This window comes from Leeuwenhoekiella sp. CH_XMU1409-2 (assembly GCF_037029365.1).
Lineage (GTDB): Bacteria > Bacteroidota > Bacteroidia > Flavobacteriales > Flavobacteriaceae > Leeuwenhoekiella > Leeuwenhoekiella blandensis.
Map to the genome: position 1 here is coordinate 1 of NZ_JAYMEI010000019.1, position 14,119 is coordinate 14,119.

The 14,119-nt window shown below is 40.7% G+C and carries 11 protein-coding genes and 1 tRNA gene; 11 read left to right on the forward strand and 1 reads right to left on the reverse strand.

The features are described from left to right. Positions 1–179: 179 nt before the first annotated feature. Positions 180–1,322: an acyl-CoA dehydrogenase gene (locus WA338_RS16415; protein ID WP_009781542.1), complete on the reverse strand. Its 1,143-nt coding sequence runs from the start codon at positions 1,320–1,322 to the stop codon at positions 180–182. Positions 1,323–1,541: 219 nt separating this feature from the next. Between WA338_RS16415 and WA338_RS16420 the strand changes: the two genes are divergently transcribed. The 11 genes from WA338_RS16420 to WA338_RS16470 all read left to right on the forward strand — a co-directional run bounded on the left by WA338_RS16420 (position 1,542) and on the right by WA338_RS16470 (position 14,114). Next, entirely contained in the window at positions 1,542–2,612 is a 1,071-nt protein-coding gene (locus WA338_RS16420) for an anhydro-N-acetylmuramic acid kinase (protein WP_009781541.1), read from the forward strand. A 66-nt stretch (positions 2,613–2,678) separates the two neighbouring features. Next, on the forward strand, positions 2,679–3,905 hold the full coding sequence (locus WA338_RS16425; RefSeq protein ID WP_009781540.1) for a Glu/Leu/Phe/Val dehydrogenase dimerization domain-containing protein: 1,227 nt from the start codon (positions 2,679–2,681) through the stop codon (positions 3,903–3,905). A gap of 36 nt (positions 3,906–3,941) precedes the next feature. After that, positions 3,942–5,414, forward strand: a complete 1,473-nt coding sequence (nhaB, locus tag WA338_RS16430) for a sodium/proton antiporter NhaB (protein WP_009781539.1) — start codon at positions 3,942–3,944, stop codon at positions 5,412–5,414. 77 nt (positions 5,415–5,491) lie between these two features. Beyond that, positions 5,492–6,196 (forward strand): MotA/TolQ/ExbB proton channel family protein, encoded by a 705-nt coding sequence (locus WA338_RS16435; protein WP_009781538.1) that lies wholly within the window; start codon positions 5,492–5,494, stop codon positions 6,194–6,196. 1 nt (position 6,197) lies between these two features. Then, positions 6,198–6,590 (forward strand): ExbD/TolR family protein, encoded by a 393-nt coding sequence (locus tag WA338_RS16440; protein WP_009781537.1) that lies wholly within the window; start codon positions 6,198–6,200, stop codon positions 6,588–6,590. A 69-nt stretch (positions 6,591–6,659) separates the two neighbouring features. Then, positions 6,660–7,493: a hypothetical protein gene (locus tag WA338_RS16445; protein ID WP_009781536.1), complete on the forward strand. Its 834-nt coding sequence runs from the start codon at positions 6,660–6,662 to the stop codon at positions 7,491–7,493. Further along, entirely contained in the window at positions 7,493–8,716 is a 1,224-nt protein-coding gene (locus WA338_RS16450; RefSeq protein ID WP_009781535.1) for a bifunctional folylpolyglutamate synthase/dihydrofolate synthase, read from the forward strand. Before WA338_RS16445 ends, WA338_RS16450 begins: the two co-directional genes overlap by 1 nt. A 63-nt stretch (positions 8,717–8,779) precedes the next feature. Next, a tRNA-Val gene (locus WA338_RS16455) sits at positions 8,780–8,854 on the forward strand. Between the two features lie 239 nt (positions 8,855–9,093). After that, positions 9,094–10,389: a serine hydrolase domain-containing protein gene (locus WA338_RS16460; protein WP_009781534.1), complete on the forward strand. Its 1,296-nt coding sequence runs from the start codon at positions 9,094–9,096 to the stop codon at positions 10,387–10,389. Between the two features lie 280 nt (positions 10,390–10,669). After that, positions 10,670–11,488, forward strand: a complete 819-nt coding sequence (locus WA338_RS16465) for an SDR family oxidoreductase (RefSeq protein WP_009781533.1) — start codon at positions 10,670–10,672, stop codon at positions 11,486–11,488. Beyond that, the gene (locus WA338_RS16470; protein ID WP_272985933.1) at positions 11,481–14,114 is read left to right on the forward strand and encodes an MGH1-like glycoside hydrolase domain-containing protein; all 2,634 of its coding nucleotides are present in this window, start codon (positions 11,481–11,483) and stop codon (positions 14,112–14,114) included. The genes WA338_RS16465 and WA338_RS16470 overlap by 8 nt, the downstream gene beginning before the upstream one ends. Positions 14,115–14,119 lie beyond the last annotated feature (5 nt).

Here is a 14,119-nt window from a genome sequence, read left to right on the forward strand (position 1 = left end):
GAAAGTTCACCCATCCTTTTCTTTTGGAAAATTAATTCAAAATCATTTTACAAACCTAAGAGCCGACAAAGGCAGGCCTCGGCATATTTAACCCTTAGGGGTGCCAATAAAAAGCCTTGAGACATCGTGCTCAAGGCTTTTTCATAAGTAGGATCAAGTATATACTATCCAGAGCTGATTTAATCGCTGAGTAATCCGCGAGAAATCACAATTTTTTGAATTTCTGAAGTTCCTTCATAAATCTGTGTGATCTTGGCATCACGCATAAGACGTTCTACGTGATACTCTTTTACAAAACCATTGCCGCCGTGAACCTGTACTGCTTCGACAGTGACATCCATTGCTACTTTTGAGGCGTGTAGCTTTGCCATGGCGCTCGAAATATCGTAGTTATTTCCTTGATCTTTATCCCAGGCTGCTTTCATCACCATATGACGGGCCGCTTCGATCTCAACCTGCATATCGGCCAACTTGAATGCGATAGCTTGGTGATTACAAATTTCGGTACCAAAAGCTTTACGCACTTTTGAATAGTCACGGGCAAGCTCAAAAGCGCCTGCTGCGATCCCAAGTGCCTGAGCCGCAATACCAATGCGTCCACCGCTTAGCGTTTTCATAGCAAATTTAAAACCGAAGCCATCTTCCCCAATTCTATTTTCTTTAGGTACTTTTACGTCGTTAAAGATGAGGGAATGTGTGTCGCTTCCACGAATTCCTAATTTTTGTTCTTTAGGTCCTATCTCAAAACCTTCCCAACCCTTTTCAACGATAAATGCGTTGATGCCGCGGTGTTTCTTTTCTTTATCGGTTTGTGCGATCACAAGATAATAATCTGCAGAGCCGCCATTGGTAATCCAGTTTTTGGTTCCGTTAAGAATATAATGATCGCCTTGATCTATGGCAGTGGTTTTTTGAGAAGTAGCATCACTACCGGCTTCGGGCTCACTCAAACAGAAAGCTCCTAGTTTTTCACCTGTAGTTAATTTGGAAAGGTATTTTTCTTTTTGAGCTTGAGAGCCATAAGTGGCTAAACCATAATTTACGAGACTGTTATTTACCGAAACGATTACCGATGCTGAGGCGTCTATCTTCGATAATTCTTCCATTACCAAAACATACGAGATCGTGTCCATGCCACCGCCGCCAAACTCGGTAGGAGCCATCATGCCTAAAAAGCCCATATCTCCCATCTTTTTGATCAATTCTTTTGGGAAATGTTGCTTCTCATCGCGCTCTATAACGCCCGGTAACAGTTCATTTTGAGCAAACTCACGAGCGGCGTCGCGTATCATTATATGCTCTTCGCTTAAACTAAAGTCCATATTAACTTGTGCTTTTAAATTGTACTATATCGTTTTCTTAACTTATCGGCTTTTTTGAATAAAATAAGATAGTAACAAGCAATTTACTATGCTTGCATAATATTTGGTAAAATAAACGAATTTATTTATAGAAAATTCAAAAAGTAATGATAAATATGCTGTAATTTAAATAATCTTTATAATTACAGCTAGTTTTTAAGGATAACCGCAATTAATTTTATGAATTCAACTACATATTTGATGCTCGGTGTTATGAGTGGGACCTCTCTCGACGGGGTTGATCTGGCTTATGTGCGTTTCACTAAAACGCAAAACTGGGAGTATGAGTTGCTTGCTTGTGAGACTGTGGCCTATGATGAGGATTGGGTAGCGCGTTTGCGGGATGCAGTAGCATTTTCTAAAGATGAGCTGGTTGATTTAGATAGGGAATACACCGCATATTTAGCGCAATTGATCCAAGACTTTAGCGCTAGAAATCCGTTAAAGCACATAGATGCGATCGCTTCTCACGGTCATACCATTCTGCATCAGCCGGCAAAGAGGCTTACCTATCAAATAGGTAATCGTTCGGAGCTGGCAAGGCTTTGCGAGAAACTTGTGGTTTGTGATTTTAGAGTAGAAGATGTTGCTTTAGGTGGTCAAGGTGCGCCCTTGGTACCTATTGGAGACCAACTTTTATTTCATAAATACGATGCGTGTTTAAATATTGGTGGTTTCGCTAATTTATCTTTTCAGAATGGGGAAGAGCGTATCGCTTTTGATATTTGTCCGGCGAATATTGTGCTCAATCAGTTAACGCGTGAACTCGGAGAACCTTTTGATCGTGATGGCGCTATTGCGCGTAAGGGAACCGTGAGTCCAGAACTGCTGGCTGCACTTAACGAACTACCTTTTTATAAAGAAGCCGCTCCAAAATCTTTAGGCCTAGAATGGGTTAAGGCCGAAATTTTTCCTATACTTCAAACCTATGAGATTTCGGTAGAAGATAAGATTGCGACGTTTACAGCGCATATAAGTGTGCAGCTGGCTGAAGCTTTTAAGCAGTTGACTTCCAAGAAAAATGGAATATTAGTTACCGGTGGCGGTGCCTACAATACCTATTTGATAGAAAGTACTCAAAAGTTGATGCAAAACACACTTTTTATTCCAAAAGCGAAGCTTATAGAATTTAAAGAAGCACTCATTTTTGCGTTTATGGGAGTCTTGCGCTTGCGCAATACTAATAATGTATTAAAGTGTGTGACAGGTGCTTCAAAAGATCATTGTGCAGGTTTACTGTATTCACCTTAAATTAATATGAAAACGATAGGGAAAACCACCTAAGTCGTTATATTTGCTAACCCTCTAGATTATTTGATGAAAGATTTACTAAAACGTTACGAGAATAAAGAGCCTGAAATTGTATTTCACTGGAACGATCCCGAGACCGAAGCCGAAGGCTGGACGGTGATTAATTCGCTTAGAGGCGGAGCAGCCGGTGGAGGAACGCGTATGCGTGTGGGACTTGATCGAAACGAAGTTTTATCACTTGCCAAAACGATGGAGGTGAAGTTTACCGTGTCTGGCCCGGCGATTGGCGGAGCTAAGAGCGGAATTAATTTCGATCCTTCAGACCCCAGAAAAAAAGGAGTGCTTGAGCGCTGGTATGCAGCTGTTTCTCCTTTGCTGAAAAGTTACTACGGAACCGGGGGAGATCTCAATGTAGATGAAATTCACGAAGTGATTCCGATTACCGAAGAAAGCGGAGTGTGGCATCCACAAGAAGGAGTCTTCAACGGGCATTTTAAACCTACCGAAGCCGATAAGATCAATCGCATAGGTCAGCTGCGTCAAGGCGTGATTAAGGTGCTTGAAAATTCAGCATTTTCTCCAGATGTTTCCAGAAAGTATACCGTTGCAGATATGATCACCGGTTATGGGGTTGCTGAAGCTGCACGTCATTTTTATGATATTTACGGAGGAAATTTAGAAGGGAAGCGTGCCGTAATCCAGGGTTTTGGTAATGTAGGTTCTGCAGCAGCGTACTATTTGGCGCAACAAGGAGCGAAGATCGTTGGGATCATTGATGCCGGTGGCGGACTTATAAATGAAGAAGGTTTTTCTTTTGAGGAAATAAAAGATTTGTTCTTGAATAAAAAGGGCAATAAATTGGTAGCCGAGAATCTCATTTCTTTTGAAGAGGTAAATAAGCGCATTTGGGAAATTAAAACAGAGATTTTTGCTCCCTGTGCAGCTTCAAGATTAGTGACTCAGGCACAAATCGATACGATGATCGAAGCAGGATTAGAAGTCATTTCTTGCGGAGCAAATGTACCCTTTGCAGATAAAGAGATTTTCTTTGGCCCCATAATGGAGCATACCGATTCAAAAGTTTCGGTGATTCCTGATTTTATATCAAACTGTGGGATGGCTCGCGTTTTTGCTTATTTTATGGAGCGTCGTGTACAAATGACCGATGAGGCTATTTTCAACGATACGTCCCTGACGATAAAGAATGCAATAGAAAAAACATATAAACACAACAGCAGTAAGCAAAATTTGAGTAAAACTGCTTTTGAGCTTGCGTTACAGCAGCTCGTTTAATTTTAATAGAAATAATTAACCAACAAACAAATACAAATGTTAAAGTACTTTTTGGGTAGTAGCCCACGCTGGTTTAAGATGGCAATGATTGCTTTCTTGATATTTAATGTCATCTCTTACTATGTTTTAGGACCTATGGTAACCGCTTGGCTTTTTATAGGTGAATTTATTTTTACCCTGGCAATGGCCTTAAAATGCTATCCTTTACAATCTGGAGGTATCTTAGCTTTAGAAGCCTTGATCCTTGGGCTTACCAGTCCTGAAGCAGCGTATGAAGAAGTAGATCAAAACCTAGAAGTGGTGTTATTACTGGTATTTATGGTTGCCGGTATCTACTTTATGAAGCCTATGCTGATGTACATCTTCTCCAAGGTGTTTACTAAAATTAAGTCTAAGGTAGTGTTATCTATGCTGTTTGTTTTTCTTGCAGCAGTGCTTTCAGCCTTTTTAGATGCATTAACCGTAACCGCAGTTTTGATTAGTGTTGCAGTTGGATTCTATGGTGTATATCATAAAATTCACTCAATGGAAAACGCCGACTATGACGCCGACAGCATACCTGATAGGGAAGCGCTGAGTGGGGAAACGCTCGAGCAGTTTAGAGGTTTCTTACGTAGTTTGATTATGCACGGTGTTGTAGGTACTGCTCTTGGTGGTGTGTGTACACTGGTAGGAGAACCGCAAAACTTATTGATCGGTGAAAAAATGGGCTGGGAATTCATTGAGTTTTTTGAGCGTATGGCGCCAATTACAATTCCTGTTTTAGTGTGTGGTTTGCTTACAACCTTTATTCTTGAAAAGACTAAACTATTTGGTTTTGGAGATAAGCTTCCTGATGTAGCCCGTACTATTATAGAAAACTATACCGCTGAAGTTGATGAGAAAAGAACACCAAAGGAATCCTTCGGTCTTTGGATTCAAGGTATTTCAGCAATTCTTTTAATTCTTAGTTTGGCATTACACTTAGCTCCGGTAGGATTTATCGGTTTATTCTTAATTGTAGTTCAAACGGCATTTATGGGTATTACAGACGAGCACAGTTTAGGTAAGGCTTTTGAAGAAGCGCTTCCGTTTACGGCACTTTTAGTAGTATTCTTTGTAGTGGTTGCGATGATTCACGACCAACATTTGTTTACTCCGATTATTGAGTATGTACTTGAGATGGATCCTGATAGCCAGCCTTCTATGTTCTACTTAGCAAACGGAATTTTATCTATGATCAGTGATAACGTATTTGTGGCTACCGTATATATCAATGAAGTTGAATTAGCCTTTGATGCGGGGAATATCACCCGTGAGCAATTCAATCACTTAGCGGTAGCGATCAATACAGGTACTAACCTTCCTAGTGTGGCAACGCCTAACGGTCAGGCAGCATTTTTATTCTTATTAACTTCCTCATTGGCTCCGTTAATCAATCTTTCTTACGGAAGAATGGTAAAAATGGCACTTCCGTATACTATTGTATTAGGAGGTGTAGGATTGCTTGGAGTGTATATGTTCTTATAGAATTTTATAAAACGAATATTCAGGCATATAATTTAAAACGCTTTTGCACGTTAACTTCATAACTAATTAAGAAAACTATGCTTACACTCTTGTTGCAAGAAGGTGCTGAAAACTTACCATCACTTGCTGCCGAAGAAGAACCGGTAGAAAAGACGTTATCGCTTTTTGATCTATTGATGAGCGGTGGATTACCGGGGCAGATTATTATACTCGTGCTTTTTGTGCTGCTTTTTGTAGCGATCTATATCTATTTTGAACGTTTATTTGCGATTAAAGCTGCATCCGGAATGGATAGCAACTTTATGAATCAAATTAAAGACAACGTCGCTAACGGTAAGATCGAAGCAGCAAAAGTGCTTTGTGCACAGCAAAACAGTCCGGTTTCAAGATTAACCGCAAAAGGCATCAGCCGAATCGGGAGTCCGTTAGAAGATATCAATACAGCAATCGAGAACTCAGGACGTCTTGAAGTCTATCGTCTGGAGAAAAACGTAAGTGTATTGGCTACAATTGCCGGTGCTGCGCCTATGATTGGATTTTTAGGAACGGTGATCGGGATGGTACTTGCTTTTCATCAATTGGCAACCAGCAGCGGTCAGGCAGAAATGGGTAACCTTGCAGAAGGTATTTATACAGCGATGACGACAACCGTTGCAGGTCTTATCGTAGGTATTATCGCCTATATTGGATACAATCACTTGGTCGTGCGCACAGACAAAGTGGTGCATCAGATGGAAGCTACAGCGGTTGATTTCTTAGATATGTTAAACGAACCGGTTTAGTATGAACCTACGCGGAAGAAATAAAGTAAGTCCGGAATTTAGTATGAGTTCCATGACAGATATTGTATTTCTGTTGTTGGTATTCTTTCTGCTAACTTCTCCTGCCATTACACCAGATGCGCTTGACCTTATTTTGCCAAAGGCGAAAGGAAAAACGAGTAACCAGCAAAATCTTTCAGTAAGTATTACTAAGGATCTGGATATTTATGTGAATAAAGAACGCGTTTTGCCTAACAACTTAGAATCGTTTATCAAAAGTGAACTTTCAGGGGTTGAAGAGCCTACCATTATTTTAAGAGCAGAAGAAGGTGTTCCTATTGAAGAAGCTGTTTCGGTAATGGATATTGCCAATCGCAATAAATATAAAATCGTTCTGGCTGTAAGGCCTAACTAATACAAAACCGAATCAAATACATCATTTGGTTCGGTTTTTGAATTTCAGTATTCCTAAAACTATGGCGTCTTGAGCTTTTTAGATACAAAACATAAACGCAAATCATTTACATTAACAAGCATCATCTATGCCTTGTTTTTGATTTTGTTGTTTTTTGCCGGACTCACTTATCTAGACCCACCGCCAGAAAGTGGAATTGCTATAAATTTTGGAACTTCAGATGTAGGTTCAGGTAATATTCAGCCGCAAGCTGCAGTTGAATCTGCTCCGCGAAACACCACGCCAGAACCACCTCAAGTAGAAAAAGCACCTGAAGTGAAAGAGGAGGTAGTGACGCAAGAAACCGAAGAAGCGCCGGTTATCAAAGAAGAGCCTAAAAAGGAAGAGAAAAAGCCGGTTGAAGAGCAGCCTAAGAAAACCGAAACCAAACCGGTTGAGGCAAAAAAACCTGACCCTAAACCAGATAAATCTACTACAGATGCTTTGTCTAGTATTTTAAACGGACCCAAAAGCTCGGGAACAGAACGAGGAGGTGAAGGTAATGACAATCAGGCCGGAGATAAAGGAGACCCTAACGGCGATCCTAATGCTTCAAGTTATTACGGTAACGGTAAAGGTCTTGATGGCGACGGAAACTATCAACTCGGCGGTCGTAAGGCTTTGAGTAAACCAAAACGCGTTCAAGATTGTAATGAAGCCGGAATCGTGGTCGTGAGTATTGAGGTAGATCGTAACGGAAATGTGATCAAAGCAACGCCAGGAGTGCGTGGAACAACCAACAACAGCCGGTGTTTGCTTGATCCTGCAAAAGCTGCTGCATTGGCTACCAAATTCAATCCGGACTCTGATGCACCTTCACGACAAATCGGTAAGATCGTATATAAGTTTAGTCTTTCAGAATAATGAACTATCAGCAGACGCTGCAGTATATGTTTGAGCGCTTGCCTATGTTTCAGCGACAGGGCGCTTCGGCATTCAAAAAAGATTTAGGTAACATTACCAAGCTATGCAATTATCTAAATAATCCACAAAACACCTTTAAATCAATTCACGTAGGCGGAACCAACGGTAAAGGCTCAACGAGTCATATGCTGGCTTCTGTGCTGCAAGAAGCAGGTTACAAGACGGGATTACATACGTCACCGCATTTAAAAGACTTTAGAGAGCGTATACGCGTCAACGGGAAGATGGCGGAGGAAAACTTCGTTGTTGAGTTTGTTGAAGCGCATAAGTCTTTTATAGAAGCCAATCAGCTTTCTTTTTTTGAACTTACCGTCGGGATGGCTTTTGAATACTTTAAAAGGCAACAAGTGGATGTAGCAATTATTGAAGTAGGCCTCGGCGGAAGGTTAGATTCAACAAATATCATCACGCCAGAATTATCGGTGATTACTAACATTGGTTTAGATCACACCGCTTTTCTAGGAGATACCTTAAATGCAATTGCAGGAGAAAAAGCCGGAATAATTAAACCGAATATTCCAGTGGTGATCGGTGAACGTCAAGAGGAAACTACAGCCGTTTTTGACACTGCTGCAGAGAAAAGCAATGCACCTATAGTTTATGCTTCAGATTATGAGTTTACTAACTTAGAAAGCGAACTCAAAGGCGCATATCAACAAAAAAATAAAGCAACTGTGCAACAGGCAGTGGCGGTTTTAAATGAAAGAACGGCGTTCACGGTTTGTAATCGAGCCTTGGTTGTCGGGATAAAGAATGTGGTAAGCAATACCGGTTTGTTGGGACGCTGGCAAATTATACAGGAATCCAATCCTAAGATAGTTTGCGATACCGGGCACAACAAAGAAGGCCTGACTTATGTGATGCGTCAACTGGAAGAAGAGCCTTATAAGCACTTGCATATCGTTTTAGGAGTGGTTTCAGATAAAGATTTAGGGAGCATTCTACCATTATTCCCAAAAGAAGCGACGTATTATTTCAGCAAACCGGATGTGCCGAGAGGACTTTCTGAAGAAGATTTGCAGCAAAAAGCAGCTGCATTTGATCTACACGGAAAAAATTTCAAAAAAATTTCAGAGGCTTTGGAAGCTGCTAAAAACGCGTCAAATACTGAGGATCTGGTGTTTGTGGGAGGGAGCACTTTTGTGGTTGCAGAAATAATTTAATTTTTTTCAAAAAAGGCTTTGCGAACTTAAAAATTGGTTTATATTTGCATCCGCTAACAGCAAGGGCGCGTAGCTCAGTTGGTTCAGAGCACTTGGTTTACACCCAAGGGGTCAGGGGTTCGAATCCCTTCGCGCCCACAAAGGCTTCCAGAAATGGAAGCCTTTTTTGGTTTTATACCTTTCCTGTAAACATTCTTGTTAAATGTTAAAATGATTAACATTTATACGATTTTCTCAAATCCCTAGTTACTAAATAAAGCTTCCTGTCCTAAGTTATGCGCAATGAGTGGGTTGAGACCTTTGGAGGCTGATAAATTTGTGTTTTTCTTAAAAAAATATTAAAATTGAATCCCTGAATTTCAAGACTCTGAATTTAAATGATCGTAAGAAAATCTCTCGTAGTAGGTACTTTTCTAGTTCTTATTGCTGTTTTTGCATTTACTAGACCGCAGTTCCATTCTCAAACAATCTCAGAAACATCAGAAGCTCACGCTTTGAGTCCGTTAGCCGTTCTTAAGCAAAAAGAAGAGGCGCATGCCTATAAACTGCGCAAGAAAGCTTTAGAAGAAGCGGTTGATTCTTATTTTAAAGATGCGATTAGAAAGCGTTTGATCATAGGCGCCGGAGTGAGTATTGTTAGTGGTGATTCGATTATTTTAGAATCTGGATTTGGTAAACGAAATGTTTATAAAAAAGATTCGGTAAACGCAGAAACCGTTTTTAGACTGGGCTCGCTTTCAAAAGGTTTTACAGGTGTTTTAGCCGGAATCGAAGTTCAGGAAGGGAATTTAAACTGGGATGACAAGCTTATAGATGCGGTGCCTAACTTCAGTTTAAAAGATAAAAACAACGCCCAAGCGATCACACTATCCAATGTGCTATCACATACGAGCGGTGTTCCGTATCATTGTTATACCAATCTGGTAGAAGATGGCTTGTCACTACAAAAAATCGCGGCGCGCTTTAATGTGATCAATACGTATACGAGACCTGGACTAGTATATAGTTATCAGAATGCGATGTTTGCGATGAGCGGTCAAATGATGCAAGCTGCCACAGGGCAAACCTTACAAGAATTACTTCAGAATAAAATTTTCACACCGCTGAATATGACTACCGCTTCAACCGACTATGAAGCGATGGTAGGGACAAATAATTTTGCATTTCCACATAAAAGCACGTGGAAGGGTTGGCGTCGTCTACCGGTGAACAAGAAGTATTTTAATGCCGTAGCCGCAGGTGGTGTAAACGCCAGTGCAGACGATATGGGTAAATGGATGCGTTTTTTGCTGGGACATAACAAGTATATCGCAGATTCTACAACATTGTCAGAAGTGTTTAAGCCGGAAATCGAAATTCCTGATGCCGGTAAATACTATCAGCGCTGGAAAGGACACTTGAGATCGTCATACGCTTATGGATGGCGTGTGCACGAGTTTATTGATGCTGAAACCGGTGCCGAATCTAAAATGATTCACCACGGAGGGAGTGTAAGTGACTTTAGAAATGAGATCGCTATCTTCCCTGAAGAAGATCTAGGTATTTGTGTATTGTTTAATAGTTTGACGCCTTTAGCAAGTTCAGTAATTCCTGAGCTTCATAAGATCGTTGAAGAAATTATGAATGCGCCAATTGAAGGACTTGAGACCGATAGATTGGCTGTAAATTTGTAATACGATACTGTTAAAATAGTTAAAATAAAAGCTACTCCCTAGAGTGGCTTTTTTTATGGATTTGACAATTAGTTTGAAGCTATTTTTTAAGAATTTAATTTATAGGCCGGTTTACTAAACTATTGCATCAAAAAAAGGACGATTCTTGGCGATTGTAGTCCGTTACTTTTAGGATCGTCCAGTATTAAATAACGTTAAGAGCAATTTACACTTCATCAGGTTGCAGTAACTTAGGTTTAAAATACTTTGTTTAATTTAAGGAACGATAAAACCAACCAAAATGCAAAAACCTAATGAACGACTCAAAAATCAAACAGCAATTGTCACCGGCTCAAGTACGGGTATAGGAGCGTCTGTAGCACTCGCTCTGGGAAGAGATGGAGCCAATGTTGTGGTGAACTATAATTCTTCTGAAAAGGAAGCGCAAGAGGTTGCAGATCAAATCAACGCTGACGACACCTGTGGTGAAGCAATCATATTTCAATGTGATGTAAGCAAAGAAGATGATGTGAAAGCGATGTTCAAAAAAACTATTGAAAAATTCGGGACTGTTGATATTCTGGTCGCCAATAGTGGTTTGCAAAAAGACGCTGCACTGCACGAGATGACCTTAAAGGACTGGCAACTGGTAATTGACGTAAATTTAACCGGACAGTTTTTATGCGCCAGAGAAGCTATTAAAGAGTTTATGCGTCGAGGAATGCGAGAGGGCGTTTCAAAGTCTTTGGGGAAAATCATTCATATGAGTTCTGTACACCAAATTGTGCCTTGGGCAGGTCACGCCAATTATGCGGCTTCCAAAGGAGCGATTAATATGTTGATGGAAAGTATCTGTCAAGAGTATGCGCCACTAAAAGTGCGCTGCAATAGCATTGCTCCGGGATTTATCAAAACAGACATCAACAAGGATGCTTGGGATAGTGAGAATGCGACAGATAAATTATTCAAGCTTATCCCGTATAAGCGATTAGGTGTGCCGGAGGATGTGGGGAGTACTGCAGCGTGGTTGGCTTCAGACGAATCAGAATATATTAATGGTACGACCCTTTTTGTAGATGGGGGGATGACGTGCTATCCAGGATTTACAACAAATGGATAAAAAAAATACAGAAGAACAGAAACGGCTTGATGCACATTATTCCAATCAGGAAGATTGGTTGCAATGGGGGCCTTATTTAAGTGAAAGACAGTGGGGTACGGTGCGCGAAGATTATAGTCCGCAAGGAGATGCTTGGGGCTATTTTCCGCACGATCACGCCCGTAGTCGCGTATATCGTTGGGGAGAAGATGGTTTAGCCGGTTTTACAGATAAGTATTGCAACGTATGCTTTGGATTAGCGCTATGGAATGGTAACGACGCGATTTTAAAAGAGCGCTTGTTTGGTCTTACCGGCCCTGAAGGGAATCACGGCGAAGATGTGAAGGAGCAGTATTACTATTTAGAAAATACGCCTACGCATTCGTACATGAAGCATCTGTATAAATATCCGCAGGCAAAGTTTCCTTACGGAGATTTAGTGCGTGAAAATCAAAAACGCGATCGCAAAGCAGAAGAATACGAACTTATAGACACGGGTGTCTTTGACAATAACGCGTATTTTGATGTAGTTACAGAATATGCAAAAGCCGGTCCTAAGGATATTTGTGTGAAGATCTCTGTGACGAACCGCAATACTAAAAAAGCAAAACTGCACGTACTTCCTCAGCTCTGGATACGCAATTTTTGGAGTTTTAGAGATATGCCGTTTAAACCTTCGATCACAAAGAATGAAGATGATAAAAATTCGATACATGTAAAGCATCCGTATACGGGGGATTACAATTTCTACTTTGAGACGCCAGATCATCTGTTATTTACAGAAAACGAAACCAATGACGAGCGACTTTATCTTCAGCCTAATGATCATCCTTATAAGAAAGATTTTTTCCATACGGCGGTCATCAATAAAGATTTTCGCCTTGCGAAAAAGAAACAGGAAGGAACCAAGTTTGCCCCGCATTATAAGCGTAAATTAAAAGGAGGAGAGACCGTAGTCTTTAAATTAAGGCTAACCACCGAAACCTTGACTAATGCTTTTTCAGCAGATTTTGATACGCTTTTTACGCAGCGTTATCAGGAATGTGTCGATTTTTATGAGGGCGTGAATCAAATTAAAGATGTGGAGGCAAAAGGGATCCAGCGCCAGGCTTTTGCCGGTCTTTTATGGTCAAAGCAATATTATAACTACGAAGTGGAGCAATGGCTTAAGGGTGATCCCAAAGTGTCTACCCCGCCTGAAGCACGCAAATCAGGTAGAAATAGTAACTGGAAAACGCTACGCAACCACGACATTCATCTTATGCCCGATAAGTGGGAATATCCTTGGTATGCTGCTTGGGATAGCGCTTTTCATTGCATCACTATGGCGTATGTAGATCCCGAGTTTGCAAAAAAGCAATTGTTGCTTTTTACAAAAGAGTGGTATATGGCGCCCAATGGGCAAATTCCGGCTTATGAATGGAATTTTAGCGATGTGAATCCGCCCACACAGGCATTTGCAGCGCTTCAGATTTATAAGATTGAGCGGGATACGATAGGCAAACAGGATATTGACTTCCTTAAACGTATCTTCAACAAGTTGTCACTCAATTTTACGTGGTGGGTGAATCAAGAAGATCGAAGACAAAATAATGTGTTTCAAGGTGGATTCTTGGGCCTTGATAATATCGGAGTGTTTGATCGCAGTAGCGGAATTCCCGGTAATGCACATTTAGAGCAAGTTGACGGTACCTCGTGGATGGCGTTGTATTGCCTGAATATGCTCGAGATAAGTATCAAAATTGCTTTTGAAGATCCTTCATATGAGGAGATGGCGACCAAATTTTTTGGCCATTTTATTTTTATTGCTGAAGCTTTAAATAAGCTGAATGAAGATTACGAAGGTACGTGGGATGAAGAGGAAGGCTTTTTCTATGATAAACTGGTTTTTGAAGACGGAAGTTTTCAGCCGATCAAAGTACGCTCTATCGTTGGGATTATGTCGCTTATCGCCGTGCTGCATATCAGTAAAGAAACGTTAGACCGCCTGCCCAATTTTAAATACAGTGTAAACTGGTTTAGAAAATACAGAAAGGCAAACCTAAAATATCAGGTTATTCAGGAGTTTTCAGAAGAATCTGATTTGCTTCTGGCGCTTGTGCCTAAAGAGCGCGTGGAGATTATGTTGAAGGCAGTTTTTGATAAAGACGAATTTTTAAGTGATCACGGGCTACGTTCCTTGTCAAAAATTCACGAGGAAACCTATAAAATAGACATCAACGGCACTAATTACGAGATTAAATACGAGCCGGCAGAGTCTGAGTCTTCTATGTTTGGAGGTAATTCCAATTGGCGTGGTCCTGTCTGGATGCCGTTTAATTACTTATTTGTAACAGCGATTAAAGAATTTAGAGATTACTACGGAAAAAATCTTGAAGTCGAGTACCCTACCGGCAGCGGCAACATCTTAGGCTTAAATGAGATTCGCAATGACTTGATGAAGCGCTTACTCACACTTTTTCAAACCGATGAAAACGGAGATCGTCCTGTAAATGCACAGCACAGCGAGATTTACAAGGATCCTCACTTTAAAGATTTAGTCATGTTTTATGAGTATTTTCACGGAGATACCGGTCGAGGTATTGGAGCATCTCATCAAACGGGATGGACTGCTTTGATCGCTAATATGATTAATGAAATTTATTAGTTTTA